This window comes from Terribacillus aidingensis (assembly GCF_900215625.1).
In the GTDB taxonomy this organism is placed as follows: domain Bacteria; phylum Bacillota; class Bacilli; order Bacillales; family Amphibacillaceae; genus Terribacillus; species Terribacillus aidingensis.
Window position 1 is genome coordinate 649,927 of the sequence record NZ_OBEK01000002.1, and the last position, 13,852, is coordinate 663,778.

At 43.6% G+C, this 13,852-nt stretch carries 16 protein-coding genes; 6 read left to right on the plus strand and 10 right to left on the minus strand.

Going from position 1 to position 13,852, the window contains the following annotated elements:
* Positions 1-21: 21 nt before the first annotated feature.
* The 5 genes from xerD to CRO17_RS08595 all read right to left on the minus strand — a co-directional run bounded on the left by xerD (position 22) and on the right by CRO17_RS08595 (position 3,135).
* Positions 22-906 (minus strand): site-specific tyrosine recombinase XerD, encoded by an 885-nt coding sequence (xerD, locus tag CRO17_RS08575; protein ID WP_097041250.1) that lies wholly within the window; start codon positions 904-906, stop codon positions 22-24.
* 4 nt (positions 907-910) lie between these two features.
* A complete protein-coding gene (locus CRO17_RS08580; RefSeq protein ID WP_097041252.1) occupies positions 911-1,123 on the minus strand; it encodes a DUF4227 family protein in 213 nt (70 codons plus the stop codon).
* Positions 1,124-1,284: 161 nt separating this feature from the next.
* Positions 1,285-1,776 carry a ferric iron uptake transcriptional regulator gene (fur, locus tag CRO17_RS08585; RefSeq protein ID WP_077308856.1) on the minus strand — a complete coding sequence of 164 codons (492 nt, stop codon included), beginning with the start codon at positions 1,774-1,776 and terminating at the stop codon, positions 1,285-1,287.
* A 107-nt stretch (positions 1,777-1,883) separates the two neighbouring features.
* The gene (spoIIM, locus tag CRO17_RS08590) at positions 1,884-2,519 is read right to left on the minus strand and encodes a stage II sporulation protein M (protein ID WP_097041253.1); all 636 of its coding nucleotides are present in this window, start codon (positions 2,517-2,519) and stop codon (positions 1,884-1,886) included.
* A 67-nt stretch (positions 2,520-2,586) separates the two neighbouring features.
* Positions 2,587-3,135: an NUDIX hydrolase gene (locus tag CRO17_RS08595; RefSeq protein ID WP_097041256.1), complete on the minus strand. Its 549-nt coding sequence runs from the start codon at positions 3,133-3,135 to the stop codon at positions 2,587-2,589.
* A 151-nt stretch (positions 3,136-3,286) separates the two neighbouring features.
* Here CRO17_RS08595 and CRO17_RS08600 point away from each other — a divergent pair, with 151 nt between their 5' ends.
* On the plus strand, positions 3,287-4,207 hold the full coding sequence (locus CRO17_RS08600; protein WP_097041258.1) for an aldo/keto reductase: 921 nt from the start codon (positions 3,287-3,289) through the stop codon (positions 4,205-4,207).
* 14 nt (positions 4,208-4,221) lie between these two features.
* Here CRO17_RS08600 and CRO17_RS08605 read toward each other — a convergent pair whose 3' ends face one another.
* Genes CRO17_RS08605 through CRO17_RS08615 form a run of 3 tightly spaced genes read right to left on the minus strand, consistent with a single transcriptional unit; the run spans position 4,222 to position 7,052 of the window.
* A complete protein-coding gene (locus CRO17_RS08605) occupies positions 4,222-4,590 on the minus strand; it encodes an iron-sulfur cluster biosynthesis family protein (protein ID WP_097041261.1) in 369 nt (122 codons plus the stop codon).
* A 14-nt stretch (positions 4,591-4,604) separates the two neighbouring features.
* Positions 4,605-5,393, minus strand: a complete 789-nt coding sequence (locus CRO17_RS08610) for an SDR family NAD(P)-dependent oxidoreductase (protein WP_097041263.1) — start codon at positions 5,391-5,393, stop codon at positions 4,605-4,607.
* A 39-nt stretch (positions 5,394-5,432) separates the two neighbouring features.
* Positions 5,433-7,052, minus strand: coding sequence for a M20/M25/M40 family metallo-hydrolase (locus CRO17_RS08615; RefSeq protein ID WP_097041265.1), 1,620 nt, complete (start codon positions 7,050-7,052; stop codon positions 5,433-5,435).
* A gap of 80 nt (positions 7,053-7,132) precedes the next feature.
* On the opposite strand from CRO17_RS08615, the gene CRO17_RS08620 reads away from it, so the two are divergent.
* The 5 genes from CRO17_RS08620 to CRO17_RS08640 all read left to right on the plus strand — a co-directional run bounded on the left by CRO17_RS08620 (position 7,133) and on the right by CRO17_RS08640 (position 11,185).
* Positions 7,133-7,870, plus strand: a complete 738-nt coding sequence (locus CRO17_RS08620) for a glycerophosphodiester phosphodiesterase (RefSeq protein WP_097041267.1) — start codon at positions 7,133-7,135, stop codon at positions 7,868-7,870.
* Between the two features lie 22 nt (positions 7,871-7,892).
* The gene (gene namA / locus CRO17_RS08625; RefSeq protein WP_097041269.1) at positions 7,893-8,915 is read left to right on the plus strand and encodes an NADPH dehydrogenase NamA; all 1,023 of its coding nucleotides are present in this window, start codon (positions 7,893-7,895) and stop codon (positions 8,913-8,915) included.
* 19 nt (positions 8,916-8,934) lie between these two features.
* Complete coding sequence (rnz, locus tag CRO17_RS08630) at positions 8,935-9,858, plus strand: ribonuclease Z (protein WP_097041271.1); 924 nt, start codon at positions 8,935-8,937, stop codon at positions 9,856-9,858.
* A gap of 450 nt (positions 9,859-10,308) precedes the next feature.
* A complete protein-coding gene (locus tag CRO17_RS08635; RefSeq protein WP_097041273.1) occupies positions 10,309-10,626 on the plus strand; it encodes a PadR family transcriptional regulator in 318 nt (105 codons plus the stop codon).
* The gene (locus tag CRO17_RS08640; RefSeq protein WP_097041275.1) at positions 10,613-11,185 is read left to right on the plus strand and encodes a DUF2812 domain-containing protein; all 573 of its coding nucleotides are present in this window, start codon (positions 10,613-10,615) and stop codon (positions 11,183-11,185) included. Before CRO17_RS08635 ends, CRO17_RS08640 begins: the two co-directional genes overlap by 14 nt.
* A gap of 202 nt (positions 11,186-11,387) precedes the next feature.
* Here the strand turns inward: CRO17_RS08640 and CRO17_RS08645 are convergent, their stop codons facing one another.
* Complete coding sequence (locus CRO17_RS08645) at positions 11,388-12,620, minus strand: DNA polymerase IV (RefSeq protein WP_097041277.1); 1,233 nt, start codon at positions 12,618-12,620, stop codon at positions 11,388-11,390.
* 83 nt (positions 12,621-12,703) lie between these two features.
* The gene (locus CRO17_RS08650) at positions 12,704-13,831 is read right to left on the minus strand and encodes a M20/M25/M40 family metallo-hydrolase (RefSeq protein WP_097041279.1); all 1,128 of its coding nucleotides are present in this window, start codon (positions 13,829-13,831) and stop codon (positions 12,704-12,706) included.
* Between the last annotated feature and the right edge of the window lie 21 nt (positions 13,832-13,852).

Sequence of the window (13,852 nt, forward strand, 5' to 3'; positions counted from 1 at the left end):
ATTGCCTCCTGTATGTATAGCTTAAGCCCGAGGATGGTGGGTTTTGTAAATATCCTTCAGTCTCGTTTTTGTCACATGTGTGTATATCTGCGTCGTGCTTATATCCGCATGTCCGAGCATTTCTTGAACAGCACGCAAATCAGCCCCATTCTCCAGCAGATGCGTTGCAAAAGAATGACGCAGCGTGTGTGGGGTAATCTCTTTTTGTATGCCAGCATCGCGGCCGATTTGTTTTAATACTTTCCAGAAACCTTGGCGGGACAAAGAATTACCATGATGGTTCACAAATAAAATATCACTCGATTTAGCCTTGAGCAGCACTTTTCGCGACCGATTCAAATAGTCTTCCAATCTTGCCTTGGCCATATCCCCCAGCGGGACTATCCGTTCCTTTGATCCCTTCCCAAAACAGCGGACAAAGCCCATTTCCAAGTGCAGATCATCAAGTTCCAAAGCCAAAAGTTCTGATACGCGCAGGCCCGTTGCATACAGCGTTTCCAGCATGGCGCGGTTGCGAATGGTTAATATGTCTGTTCCAGGGCAAGACAAAAGCTGGTCCACTTCGTCCGAAGATAGTATCTTCGGAAGCTTGCGTTCTTTTTTTGGTGTGTCAATATGTATACTTGGATCTTCCTTCAGACCATATTCCCGAAGCAAGAACTGATGAAAGAGTCTGATGCTGGATAATGTTCTCGCAATCGTCGCTGCCGACTTCCCATTATCATGCAGCCAGCGAAGATAAGCGGTCAGTTTAGCCCGGGTGACAAATGCCCATTCCTGCACCTCGTTTGCCTGCAGATACTTAGAATAAGTACGCAGATCACGGGCGTAGGACTGCAATGTATTTTCCGATAAACCTCGCTCAATCTGCAGATAATGGATAAAATCATCCAAAGCTTCTTGCATATAGCTACTCTCCTAACCGGAAAAATAACGTCATTCTGTCTACTAAACTATTCTCCTGCTCCATTGACGCCACTTTCACCGCATTTCCCTCGGGGGGATCATAGCGATGATAGCTCTCATATTCACTATGGATAAAACGCAGTCCAAAATAGAAAAATGCGGAGCATGCAACAAATACGAGCAGAAGCTTGCCTGTATCAAAAATGAATCGCTTCATATACACTTCTCCTTTCCCTGACATCGTCTTTGTACAGACTATGCCAAAGAAAGCGGAAATTATACGTACAAGGTTAACGTTACCCTATTCCTCTCATTTTGTAAATCAGTTAGTAAAACGAAAGAAAGCCTTATCCATTTGCTAGGAAAGGCCTCCGATGTTTAAGATGTTCGGTTTACTTGAACTGCAGCTGCTTCTAAATCTTCTTCCTTCTCGGCCGCCTGACAGACACGGCAAATACCATGGAAAGTGAGACGGTGATCTTTTACTTTGAATCCCCAGTCGGTTTGGACAATTTTCTCAACGTCCTCCAGCAAATCTTCGTCAATCTCCTCAACAGACCCGCACTCCATACAAACAAGATGATGGTGGAAGTGCGTGGCGCCCTCTTTGCGAAGGTCATAACGGGATACACCGTCCCCAAAGTTTATTTTATCAACGATTTTCAGTTCAGATAATAATTCCAGCGTTCGGTAAACAGTAGCCAAGCCGATTTCCGGTGCTTTTTCCTTTACGAGGAGGTAGACGTCTTCAGCGCTTAAATGATCCTCTTCTCGCTCCAGCAGCACACGTACCGTTGCTTCTCGCTGCGGTGTCAGCTTGTAGCTCTGCGCATGTAATTGCTTTTTTATGCGTTCAATGCGGTGTTCCAAGTGAATTCCTCCCTCGTAATCCCACACTTATTATATACCGACAGCAAAAAAAGTGTCAAATTATAATTATTATAAATAGTTGATTATAATAATTCTTAACACTCAGCTCACAATAATTCGTTCACAAGTAAGGAAAGGAGCGGATTCGACAGAAAAGTCTCCAGCATAGAAGCAGCAAAAGAACTGCCTAGCAAGATGAGAAAAATGACGCTGTATTGAATAAAATAGCGTCTCAATGATAATGGAGATCGATTAGCTATTAACTTGCGCAGCAGCGTCACCGAAAACAGCATGGCGCTTGTACCCGCAACCAAGTACAGCGGAATAACAATCAGGTTTTGCGGAGCGACTGCCGCTGCTGCAAGCATCAGTCCTTTCCAGCCAAGCTGATTGACTAGAAAACCCACACTAAATCCCATCATCAAGCCTTTACTAAACAAAAGCATCCATATAATCGGAATACCGATAATAGAGAGACCTAGCACATATAAAAACAGCAAAAATTTCACATGTGACAGAAAGCTGGATTGCAAAATCTCCTGCTTGCTCATCGTTTGACCTTGCTGTAGCTGTGAAAAGAAACGTTCCAAATAATAAAACAGGTCTTCTTTTTGCGTAAAGTTCATACTGTTGACCACGATTGCTCCAAAAACAATTCCGATCAAAAATAAAACAAGCATAAACAAGTAACTTGTCGCATGCTGTCTGACGTGCGACAAGAGAATAAATTCCCGCTGCTTCATTTATATCTTCCTCCACATTCTAGTCTAGTTACTAGAATCTATGAAGAAAGCTTGTCTGCTAGAACCATTAGTTGGATGCGTGTTTCAAACGAAGATACAGCAGTGCATACATCGTTTTCGCATCATGAATGCGCTCCTCCTTTACTAAAGCCTCTGCTTCCTCAAGGGTCAGCTCCATGAGCTCAACGAATTCATCATCATCTCCTGCAACGGTCTCTGTCAAAAGCTCAAGCTCAACTGCTTCATATAAATGGAGCAATTCGTCTGCAAATCCTGGTGAGGTATAAAACGACCCTAACTTATTCAGCTGTTTCGCTGTATAGCCTGTCTCTTCTTCCAGTTCTCTAACCGCTGTCACTTCCGGCGCTTCTCCGAGCTCAAGCTTTCCAGCAGGAATTTCGACAATTGATTTTTCTAATGCTTTTCGGTACTGCTCAACAAAGATAATTTTACCTTCTTTTGTTATCGGTATAATTGCAACAGCACCTGGATGTTTAATTAATTCGCGCTTTGAGGTATTGCCATCCGGCAGCTTCACCGTGTCCACACGCAAGGAAATTACTTTTCCATCATATACAGGTTTTGTTTCAATTGTTTTTTCTTCAAATTTCTTCATTATGTACACTCCTTTATTTCGTTTCTCTAGCTTAACACAGCTATTGGATGAAACATGTCATTTTGCTTCCTTCATTAGGACACATAAGTTGTCCGACAGCTCCTTTCCCTTTACACTGAAATTGCAGGATAAAAAAAGAAGGTGGGATAATATGCGGACAAGACGTGTTGGTACTTCTGATCTTCACGTTTCTGAAATTTCTTTTGGAACGATGAGCATCGGTACAGATGAACAGCAAGCTATTAAACTGCTTCATGAAGCACAGGATCTTGGAATTAATTATTTTGATACGGCTGATTTGTATGATCAAGGCCGGAATGAAGAAATTGTCGGAAAAGCCTTCAAAGGCCGTCGGGACAACATCATTTTAGCAAGTAAAGTCGGCAACCGGTTGAACGCAGACGGACACGGATGGCATTGGGATGCCAGCAAAGACTATATTATTTCGCAAATAAAAACGAGCCTGCAGCGGCTGCAGACAGATTATCTTGATCTCTACCAGCTGCACGGCGGTACAATGGAAGATAATATTGACGAAACGATTGATGCATTTGAAACATTAAAAAAAGAAGGGCTGATCCGTTATTACGGTATCTCTTCTATTCGCCCGAATGTCATCCGTGAGTATGTGAAGCGGTCAAATATTGTCAGCGTTATGATGCAGTACAGTTTATTAGACCGCAGACCAGAAGAACAAACACTTGATTTGCTTGCCGAAAACCAGATCAGCGTGTTTGCACGCGGAAGTGTGGCAAAAGGCATGCTGAGTGACAAGACGACTGAAAAAGTGAAGCAAAAAGGCAGCGACGGTCATTTGACTTACACTTACGAAGAGTTGCTGGCGGCAAGTGAAAAACTGCGGCTGCTCGCGAAAAACGAACAAACATCTGTCACGGATTTAGCAGTTCGCTATATCTTGCAGCACCCTGCTTTAGCAAGTGCAGTAATGGGCGCTAGCTCCTTGGAGCAAGTGAAGCAAAACGCCGCTTTAACAACTGATCGGCTGCCAGATGACTTATATGCACAGCTGCAGCAAATCACCAAGCCGATAACCTATGACAATCATCGGTAACGTAAACCCGGAACCTAGCAGGCATCTCCCCTGCTAGGTTCCGTTTTTTTCTCCCGATAATCTGTTTGTGTCAAATGCGTCTGCGGAATTAAGGCATTCAAATAGCCTTCTTTGCTGGATAAACGAAAGACATTATTGCTAAAGTCCAGCTTCACTTCATCTGCAAAAAACACTTCTTGGTGCGCGTCAATGACAGCAGGGATAGCATCGCTTTCTACCTCTACATCCTTTGCGCGTGGTTCTTCCGCCAATCGCACTGTTGGAATGCCATTCACTTTGCAGCCAATTCCTTCCGTATCGTAATATAAAACCAGATAACGATGTGTCTCATCCTGCAGTGCTTTCATTTTTTCTAATGCTGTTTCAGTAACGGTTAATTTCATAACCTATTCCTCCTTTATTTCTTACTAAGCTGGCTGCCGAGCAGCTTCTCCATGAATCCGGGGAGGAGCTGGAATAGTTTACTGCCACTGCCCATCCAGGCTGGCAGATTGATTTCACGCTTTGGCTTGCCGATGCTTGCCACGACTTTCCGTGCAACTTGCTCAGGCGCCAGCATATAACGGGAACTTGCTTCACGATAACGTCCGCTCGGGTCAGCTGTATCGAAAAAGTTCGTATCCATTGGCCCTAAGTTAACAGTTGTTACGCAGATGCCATAAGGTTTCAGCTCCTGGCGCAATCCGTTGCTAAATCCAATAACAGCATGCTTACTAGCTGCGTATACAGCGGCTTTCGGTGTGGCCACCTTACCAGCCATTGAACCGATCATCATAATATGTCCGCTCTGCTGCTTTAACATGCTTGGCAGTACAGCCGCAGCGGCTTCCATCCCAGCTAGCGCATTAACACGCATTGTTGTATCGAGCTGACCAGGTTCTGTTTCGGTAAAATAACGAAAATAACCAACGCCAGCATTGTTGATCAGCACATCGATCCGCTGCTCTTGCTGCAGCATTTCTTCCAGCACGGCACGCCACTCTGCTGATGCATTCAAATCTGCACGGTAGACAGAAACATCTGTATTAAAACGCTCCGCTAACTCTGCAGCAAGCTGCTGCAGTTTATCCAGTGACCGAGCGACCAGCACCAATTTGTGCCCGGCTGCAGCTGCTTCCATCGCAAGCGCCCGGCCAAGGCCGCTGGATGCACCGGTAATTAAGACATTCTTTTTAGCTAATTTCATGTGACGTACCTCTTTCTGTTTACCCAACTAATCCCCTGGTTATGTACGAAATGCGTACTGGATTGCCTGTTCCATCAGATCAGGAAGTTTGCCAAAACTATAGGTTATTTCCAGACGCTCTGTCCATTGATGTGCATCCTTGCCATAGGGACCTAAATGCAAAACCGGCATCTGCAGCCCTTCCATCAAGTCTGCTGGAAGTGTAAATCCTTTCTTCTGCAGCGGCATATTAGATATTAAGTCTTGAATAGCAGTCGGTGACGTTGGTTTGCCGATAAAACTCGAATCAGACAAACCCGGGAAAAACTGCACTTCCGTCAAATCTGCAGCGAAATGCTTTTTAGCTTCCGTTTGAATCTCCTTAACTAGCTTCTGTACATACGGATCTTTCTTAGAAGAAACCGCAGGATAAAAGGGCGGGCTGTAAAAAAGAACGATAACAGGTGCCAGCTCATGGCACATACTCACTAACTCTTTCACAAGCTTTGTCGTGAAGTCTCTGTCTCCTTCTTTTCTTGTCGTTACCAGCCAGTTTTGCCTTCTTTCTACTTCTGCTCTGCCAAACCGGTTAACTGCATAGTCATAAAGCTCTTCATATAGAAGCGTTTTTACTTGGAAGCCAATTGGCTGGAATGCACGAGACTTTGCAGCCGACGCTTTCGCTTTTTCCTGGTAATGTGCTTCTATTCTGCTAGCTGCCTGATTCATAGCGACCTTCAATTTATCATTGATCGTTTGGATGGATTGCTCTAAGAACAGAACATTGTACATCGCTACTGCGGAAACAGGCGTTTGAACGGAATATGCTTCTTTTAAGTCACGCAGCATCAAACTGACTGGCGGAGGCGTCACCTCTCCGTCCACTTCTTCGATGAATGCTTCCTGCAGCTCAAGTTCCTGCGACAAATAGCTGATCATCAAATTAGCATTAAGCCCGCCAAACGGCTCTCCTACATGCGTTTCTTTTCCGTAGCAGAAAAAACCGGGAAGTACTTTACCAATGGAACCAGTGTACATATAGTTGCCGGTATCCCCAGGGTACTTACTGAAAACAGGCTCTCCGTTCAAGCATAGCTTATAATGCAACCCTTCCTTTTCCTGCAGCTGCTGCAGCACTTCTAAAGCACACAGCATACCCGCTGAGTTTACTTCCTCATCCGGAACTGACAATAACAGAATATTACCGTCAAAAACTCCTTCCATGGCCCGTTCCATCATAGATAGATGAACAGCTAATCCCGCTTTCATATCCATCGTTCCACGGCCAAACAGCCATTCGCCATGCTGTATTTCTGTTTTGATCGCTTGCGGCAGCTTGACATCCCCGTTTTGATAAGCAGCTGTCAAATCGCTTACCTTGCAGGCCAAATGCTGAAACGTGCCGAAATCCTCTGTTCCTACTACATCAAAATGACTGAGAAGGATGATTGTGTCTTTTTTATCAGCTTTCTTTACCAATGCAGTGAGCAGCTGTCTTCCGTCTTGCAGAGGATGCAGTGCTATATAATCAGGGTGCTGCTGAAAGTATGGCTTTTGTTCTAATAAACTGTACACATGTTCTGGGAAACGTATTTCCTCGGCCGAACCTGTAATGCTCTCGATTTCCACCAGTTCTGCCAGTAACGCGACCAATTCTTCAACCGTTTGCCACTGTTTCATTCTTAGCACTCCTTTTCAAATTGACTTTTGCCGGTTTTTCTCGCACAATTCTACTATACGTATAAGTTCGGGGTGAAAACATGTCTACCAAAATATTTGCACATCGCGGTGCAAGTAACTATGCACCGGAAAATACAATGGCTGCTTTTCAAATGGCTGAAAGAATGCAGGCGGACGGAATTGAAACAGATGTACAACTGACGAAAGACCAAGTTCCTGTACTGATTCATGATGAAAGCATTAATCGTACGACGAACAAACGCGGATTGGTTCGCAATCTTACATACGAACAATTACAACAGTTAGATGCAGGCAGTTGGTTTCATCGTGATTACGCGGGCGAAAGCATTATTTCGCTTGATTATTTCCTTTCCTGGATCAAACAAACATCACTGCTTTTAAATGTAGAGCTGAAAACAAACAAGTTTCCTTATCCAGGCATCGAGGAGATTGTCCTCCAGCGACTTCAGGAGCATCACATGACAGACAGGACAACGATTTCCAGCTTTAATCCAGACAGCATCCGCAGAACGGCTGTACTTGATTCTGCTATTGATACAGGATTTCTGACGTCGAAACGTCCAAAGCAGTTGTTCTCCCTTATGGAGGAAATCGGTGCTAAAGCAATGCATCCAAAGTTTCGCTTGCTGAATAAAAAGCTGCTTGTTGAATGCCAGCAGCGGAATATCCCAATTCGGGTATACACTGTCAATCAGCCGGTGTACATCTTAAAAGCGCTTGAAGCAGCATGCGATACAATCATCAGTGACGTACCAGACAGAGCACTGGATTTGCGTAAAAGCTATATAACTAGTTAATCAAACTAACGGAGGTCCTACAATGGCTACACCTAAATTATTTCAACCTATTACTTACAGAAATTGTACGTTAAAAAACCGTATTGTTGTATCTCCAATGTGCATGTATGCCGTGGAAGAGGAAGATGGGAAAGCAACAACTTTCCATGTCTCTCACTATGAAAGCAGAGCAATCGGCCAAGCAGGCCTTGTATTCGTGGAATCAACCGCCGTTACACCAGAAGGAAGAATATCCAATAACGATCTTGGTATTTGGTCTGATGAACATGTGGAAGGTCTTCGCACAATCAGCAGCCGCATTCAAGCACACGGTGCCAAAAGCGGTATTCAGCTAGGACATGCAGGCAGGAAATCCAGAGCCAGCGACCCAATTGCAGCGCCAAGCAATGTCCCATGGGACGGAGAATCACCTGAACCAACTCCGTTAACGATAGACAAAATAAAAGAATTAGTCGAGGCGTACCGCCAAGCAGCGCTTCGTGCGAAAGAAGCAGGATTTGATGTGATTGAAATTCATGCTGCGCATGGTTATTTGATCAATCAATTCCTCTCACCGCTTACGAACAAGCGAATTGATATGTACGGAGGCGCCCGTGAGAACCGTTATCGTCTTCTTCGGGAAGTAATCGACGCTGTAAGGCAAGTTTGGGATGGCCCTTTGTTTGTCCGTATATCGGCAGATGAATACGTCGAAGATGGCAATGATATGAATGCTTTCATTTACTATAGCATTGAAATGAAACGACAAGGCGTTGATTTAATTGATTGCAGTACTGGCGGCGTTGTCGCTCAGGGTCCGGACATTGTTTATCCTGGTTATCAAGTGGTTCATGCTGAACGCATTCGCAAGCATGCGCTTGTCGACACGGCAGCGGTTGGTTTGATCACGAACGGTCCATTAGCCGAAGAAATTCTCCAGAATGGACGTGCGGATCTTGTTTTTGTTGCCCGGGCCATGCTGCGTAATCCGTATTGGCCGCTCGAAGCAGCAGAACAGCTGCATTATAGTTTGGAAGCACCAGCCCCTTATAAGCGCGGCTGGTAATAGCAGGAGGCTTTTTACTATGGAATTACATTTTCTCGGGACCGGTGCCGGTCTCCCCTCAAAGGATCGCAATGTAACGAGCATTTGCCTTTCAATGCCGCAAGAAAGGCAAGCTGTATGGATGTTTGACTGCGGGGAAGCTACACAGCATCAAATGCTGTATTCCCCGCTGAAAGCTGGCAAAATAGAAAAGATATTCATCACACATCTTCACGGTGACCATATTTACGGATTGCCTGGTTTATTATCGACACGTTCTTTTCAGCAATCTGACTTACAGCTCGAAATCTACGGTCCTCGCGGCATTAAGGAATATATTGAAGTGTCATTGAATATAAGCGGAAGCAGCACAGCGAACAGCTTGATCATACATGAAATTGAACCCGGCCGTATTTTTGAAGACGAAGGCTGGACAGTAGATGCGATTGAGCTGTCGCATGGAATCCCCTGCTTTGGTTATATTGTCAAAGAAAAAGACACACTTGGAGAATTGCGAGTAGATAAGCTTAGAGAATTGGGTATCACGCCAGGCCCAATTTACCGGTCAATCAAAACCCAGGAAGTAACAGAATTGCCTGATGGGCAGCAAATCAGACGAGCAGACTTTCTCGGACCTGATAAACCTGGCCGCAAACTGGCAATACTCGGCGATACAACCTATTTACCAACGTTAAAAGAAGTGCTGCAAGATGCCGATATTCTTGTGCATGAGGCGACTTTCTCGGCAGACGAACCGGAAATGGCCAAAGCATACGGCCACTCCACTGCCCTGCAAGCCGCCACATTGGCAAAAGCAGCAAACGTACAAAAACTGGTTCTGACCCACATCTCTGCCCGCTACCACAAAGAAGAAGCAGAAATCCTAGCAGAACAAGCACAAACGATCTTCCCAGCAACTGAACTGGCCGAAGATATGAGCGTTTTTGAAGTGATGAAAAAATAATATGGCAAGTACATAACCCAAGCTATAGCGAAGTCTTTTATGGACTGGCATAGTTTGGGTTTTTATTTTGAAAAACTGTGTAGATAATCGCCGACAATGTGCTGATATACCTATTCAGTTAAAAGCTTTAAAATCTCCTTTTTAACTCCAAGCCCTCTTTCTTAGCCCTAGCAAACCACTTTCAACAGGCGTTCCAATTAAAATAATGGAAAACACCATTTTCTCAATAATATCCCTAACTTAATATATAACTAATAAATCTACCTGTCCGCAGGCTATTACTGCTGCTTTTAGTATAATTTTAAGCCAAATCTTTTTCTGCTATTTCTTTCATAAGTAGATAATATCGGCGTTCTAGATAAATTTGAAAAAGTATTGACTATTCAGTTGAACTGTATTATCTTTTTATTAAGTTGAACTATATAGTCGAACTGAATAAAGGGTGAGCATATGAAACACAAATTGTTACCGTTGTCGGAAACAATGCATTACATCTTATTGGCTCTGCGTGAACCGCTCCATGGCTATGCTGTCATGCAGAAGGTTGAAAAGTTAAGTAACGGTGCTGTTAAGTTAGCAGCTGGTACATTATACGGTGCGATTGATAACTTAAATAAGCATGGTTGGATTGAACCTGTTGGAGAGTCGGGCCGAAGAAAAGTATATATGTTAACTGAAGAAGGAAGTTCAATCTTAAAACTGGAACAAGCCAGGTTATTGCACATTCTATCACTTTACGAAGGAAGTGAATCAAATGAAGAAGTTTAATATATTTTTTGATTTTGAAAAAGAAGAGCAGTGGCTAAACGACCAATTGCAGAAAGGATACCGTTGTACAAATATTAGTGCATTAGGAATATACACTTTCGAAAAAACCGATAAGAGTTATGTGTTGCGATTGGATTACCAAGATTATTTATCAAAGGAAAGATTTAAACATTATAAAGAGACTTATGAAGATTTTGGCTGGAGCTATATAAATAGCCCCTGCTGGCTTGGTGGAACTCGATACTGGCAAAAAGAAGGTGATAACAAAAATGTAATCTTCTCAGATCGCCAATCAAAACGTAATTATTATAGAAAATTGATGTATTTTTCAGCTGTTGTTAGCGTAATGTTGCTATTTATTTCATATTTAATTTACCAAGATACAGGTTTCTATTTTGCTGAAGGTCTTTCAGGCTTAAGTGGTTCTTTATTTTGGATAGGGTTTATTTTAGAAATTCCATTTCTGCTTTTAAGCAACCTCCCCCTCATAATATGTGCTTTCTCTAGTATCAGTTTCTATAAAGCCTATCGAAATTACTGGATGTTAAAAGAAGCATAACATGGAAAAATAAAATGCGTACGTTCTAAAATTGCGTTTACACGGACCCAGTATTTGTAATTAATAAAAGAGACGCTCTGGGGACACAAGTGTTTTAGCTATATAAGAATCCAAATAATACTGCGGTTAATAGCAGCGTTGTTTGGATTTTTTAATAACGAAAGCAAGATGTAGAACACAATGAATTCACAAAAAAGATACTTTACTTTTTATAATCATCCAAAAAATCCTTCTGAAAACTTGTACGCACCTCATCAGATGTACTAGCTTGCACACGGCGAAATGGATTTTTGCCGAATTTGGAGGTTAAGTCATCTATTGCTTTGTATAACCCCTCTTTTTCAGCTTCTTTTTCATACGTGAACAGATCCAGCTGTTTACCGACTTCCTTTTTCTCTGCCACATCGAAAACACTGACTCCGAGCAGCCGGATTGGCTCCCCGTTCCAATGCTTCTGCAGGAGCGTTTGGGCATGCTGGAATACTTCATCTGCCGACTCAAGAAAATGCTGCAGCTTCATGCTTCTAGTAATGGTCTTGCGGTCATGATAACGAATCATCAGCTGTATACCTTTTGCGATGGCTTCTTTACGTTGCATCCGTTTTTCTACACTTTTGCTCAATTGGCTTAACAGTTTATCCAGCTCTTTATCATCTGTTGTATCATGCGGCAGTGTTTGGGAACTGCCGATACTTTTAAAACTGTGCACAGCTTCGGGATCAACTGGTCTATCATCTATTCCATTTGCCCGATTGGCCAGCCGTTCGCCGTTCACGCCGAAGATTCGTTTTAATTGGTATTTATCTTTATGTGCTAATTCTCCAATTGTCTGAATCCCAAGTGTCCGCATCTTCTCTGCTGTCTTTGCTCCGACTCCGTACATTTCCTCTATCGGAAGCGGCCACAGTATAGAAGAAATATCTCTTTTTCTTAAAACAGTAATGCCAAGTGGTTTCTTCATATCCGATGCCATCTTAGCCAAAAACTTGTTAGGCGCTATCCCTATGCTGCAAGGAAGATCCAATTCTTTCAAAATACGTTCCTGAAGCGTTTGAGCAATCTCTAGCGTGGAGCCCAAATGAGAACAATCCGTTACATCCATATATCCTTCATCAATAGAAACTGGCTGTATAATTGGTGTTACCTCTTGCAGGAGTTTAAACATTTCACTGGAAGCTTTCCGATAGCGATCGAAATTTGGACGCATGACAAGTAAATCTGGGCATAAGCGACGAGCTTCCCACAGCGGCATTGTCGTGCGTACGCCTTTTTTCCTTGCTTCGTAACTGCTTGTAACGACAATGCCTTTCCGTTCAGCTGGATTACCGCAAATAGCTAACGGCTTGCCGCGAAGCGATGGGTCAAAAGCCATCTCAACCGAAGCGTAAAAGCTATTCATATCTACATGGAAAATCGCCCTTCCTTTACTCTGCATGCTGCTCCTCCTCTCGATGCGAACTGTCGTTCTATTATAGCATGTTTGCAAAATAAATAGGAGGCATGGGCCTCCTATCTTCATTAGCTGTTGGCAACTTCCTGAATGATTGCTGCAACCATTTCTGCGGTCTTAACCAACTCCGTTACTGGTATCCGTTCATTTGTCGTGTGGATGTCTTCGTAACCGACAGACAAGTTTACTGTTGGAATGCCAAATCCAGCAATAACATTGGCATCACTTCCACCGCCGCTTTGCGTCAGCTTACTTTCCCGGCCAATTGTTTTGGCTGCACTGCGCGCAACTTCGACAACGCGGTCACCTGCTTGCTGCTTGTAGCCTGGGTACATAATTTTGACGTCTACATCTGCGCGGCCGCCAAACTCTTCAGCTGTTTGTTCAAATGCTTGCTTCATTTTTTGTACCTGTGCTTCCATCTTGCTCGTTTCTAATGATCTGGCTTCTGCTAAAATTTCCACATAATCGCATACGATATTCGTTTGCTTCCCGCCTGCAAAGCTGCCGATATTTGCTGTCGTTTCTTCATCAATGCGGCCGAGCGGCATTTTTGAGATTGCTTTGGCTGCCAATGTGATTGCAGAAATGCCTTTTTCAGGCGCTACTCCTGCATGCGCGGTTTTACCATGGATCTTTGCAAGCAGCTTCGCTTGCGTTGGTGCTGCCACGACAATATCTCCAACCGAACCGTCACTATCGATCGCGTAACCGAATGATGCCTTCACCAATGATGAATCAAGCGCACGGCTGCCGACAAGACCTGACTCCTCACCTGCTGTAATAATAAATTGAACAGTGCCATGCGGCAGCTCTTGTTCGTTATACACTTGCACTGTTTCAAGAATTGCTGCAAGACCAGCTTTGTCATCCGCCCCTAAAATCGTAGAACCGTCACTCGTAATATAGCCGTCTTTGATCTGCGGTTTAATTCCTTTGCCAGGAACAACGGTGTCCATGTGAGAGGTAAAGTAGATGTTTTCTTTTTCTTCCATTGTACCTTCCCATGTGCAAATCAGATTGTTAGCTCCGTGACCGGTCTTCTCCATGGAATTATCTTCTTGAACGTGAACACCTAGATCCGTGAATTTCTTTTTCAAGACATTCGCGATCTCTTGTTCTTCGCCCGTTTCGGAATCCACTTGAACGAGTTCTAAGAATGTTTCAATTAAACGATCTTCGTTTACTTTTATCATAATTATGTACTCCTATCTGTC

Coding starts and splice junctions, on each gene's coding strand:
- xerD (WP_097041250.1), bottom strand. CDS start 906: ATGCAAGAAGCTTTGGATGATTTTATCCATTATCTGCAGATTGAGCGA.
- CRO17_RS08580 (WP_097041252.1), bottom strand. CDS start 1,123: ATGAAGCGATTCATTTTTGATACAGGCAAGCTTCTGCTCGTATTTGTT.
- spoIIM (WP_097041253.1), bottom strand. CDS start 2,519: ATGAAGCAGCGGGAATTTATTCTCTTGTCGCACGTCAGACAGCATGCG.
- CRO17_RS08595 (WP_097041256.1), bottom strand. CDS start 3,135: ATGAAGAAATTTGAAGAAAAAACAATTGAAACAAAACCTGTATATGAT.
- CRO17_RS08600 (WP_097041258.1), top strand. CDS start 3,287: ATGCGGACAAGACGTGTTGGTACTTCTGATCTTCACGTTTCTGAAATT.
- CRO17_RS08605 (WP_097041261.1), bottom strand. CDS start 4,590: ATGAAATTAACCGTTACTGAAACAGCATTAGAAAAAATGAAAGCACTG.
- CRO17_RS08610 (WP_097041263.1), bottom strand. CDS start 5,393: ATGAAATTAGCTAAAAAGAATGTCTTAATTACCGGTGCATCCAGCGGC.
- CRO17_RS08615 (WP_097041265.1), bottom strand. CDS start 7,052: ATGAAACAGTGGCAAACGGTTGAAGAATTGGTCGCGTTACTGGCAGAA.
- CRO17_RS08620 (WP_097041267.1), top strand. CDS start 7,133: ATGTCTACCAAAATATTTGCACATCGCGGTGCAAGTAACTATGCACCG.
- namA (WP_097041269.1), top strand. CDS start 7,893: ATGGCTACACCTAAATTATTTCAACCTATTACTTACAGAAATTGTACG.
- rnz (WP_097041271.1), top strand. CDS start 8,935: ATGGAATTACATTTTCTCGGGACCGGTGCCGGTCTCCCCTCAAAGGAT.
- CRO17_RS08635 (WP_097041273.1), top strand. CDS start 10,309: ATGAAACACAAATTGTTACCGTTGTCGGAAACAATGCATTACATCTTA.
- CRO17_RS08640 (WP_097041275.1), top strand. CDS start 10,613: ATGAAGAAGTTTAATATATTTTTTGATTTTGAAAAAGAAGAGCAGTGG.
- CRO17_RS08645 (WP_097041277.1), bottom strand. CDS start 12,620: ATGCAGAGTAAAGGAAGGGCGATTTTCCATGTAGATATGAATAGCTTT.
- CRO17_RS08650 (WP_097041279.1), bottom strand. CDS start 13,831: ATGATAAAAGTAAACGAAGATCGTTTAATTGAAACATTCTTAGAACTC.